At 38.8% G+C, this 969-nt stretch carries 2 protein-coding genes; both read left to right on the forward strand.

Annotated features, from left to right (window positions below):
* A partial coding sequence (locus KU855_RS18720; protein ID WP_218532812.1) for a hypothetical protein occupies positions 1 to 296 on the forward strand: 296 nt, incomplete at its 5' end.
* A 25-nt stretch (positions 297 to 321) separates the two neighbouring features.
* A complete protein-coding gene (locus KU855_RS18725) occupies positions 322 to 639 on the forward strand; it encodes a hypothetical protein (RefSeq protein WP_218532814.1) in 318 nt (105 codons plus the stop codon).
* The last annotated feature ends 330 nt before the right edge of the window (positions 640 to 969 follow it).

Below are 969 nucleotides of genomic sequence, written 5' to 3' on the forward strand. Positions count from 1 at the left end.
TAGAATATGTGGGCAGTGGCACCAATAACAGCCGTTACTTGTTAGCGAATGAACAAAGTAGCATTATTGCAGAAACCAGCAGTACAGGGAGTGTGTTAACGGTTCATCGATATGGACCGTTTGGTGACAAAAATGTTACTAGTAAGACATTGAGCAATGGTGTCCAATCTGGTGTCGTTGGTGGTCTAGGCCAGCAAGCAACGAAAGAAGTTGTAAATGGAGGCGTTGGCGACAAGGTTTCTCAAGGCATTGACGATAGAATGGGTAAGTGTTTACCAGCCAACCCACATTGTTAACTACATTAAGAAAACCGAGATTATTATGACGAAACGTGAGTTGGCTTTTTATTTAATTGATTTTCCCAGAAGCTTTTTCAAAACCTTCTGGAGGACATTAATTTTTACTTTAGTCTTTGCTGTTTTAGAGTTTCTAGAAGAATACTTTTTCGGCAGTAGCACTGAAATAGCTATAAAAAGCTCAATAGAATTTTCTATTAAAGTATTCTTTCCGCTTCTCTCTATATTCTTTTTGATGATTTTAATTCCTCGAATTAGCTCTCAGAGAAAGTTTTTTAAGGCGAAAGATGACAATGAAGTGATTCTCAAGAAACTCTATTCTGACTGGTTAAATCAAAGTTAGTTTTTGGCCATATTTGAATCCAAAGCCTCGCTAGTCGGGGCTAGGATTCAACCAAACTAGCAATAGTTGATCTTAACGCCAAAGCCTGCGGAAGCTAGTTTTGTTTTTTTGGGTTCAATGAAAATAGTCGTTTGGTGCCAAATTCAATTGGGTGATTTGCTCAGGCGAAAATCCGTGCCTAAGGGTAAGTGATGCGTGTGCATTGGCGTTGTTTCCTAAATCATTGAACTAATCATCAGAACCACGATCAGATCATTAGAACTTTGAGATGGGTGACGATGATGGGTAAGGCAAAGTACAAAATCAGCAACTGGAAGCAATATAACCAAG

The sequence above is a fragment of the Shewanella sp. NIFS-20-20 genome, assembly GCF_019209865.1.
Classification (GTDB): domain Bacteria; phylum Pseudomonadota; class Gammaproteobacteria; order Enterobacterales; family Shewanellaceae; genus Shewanella.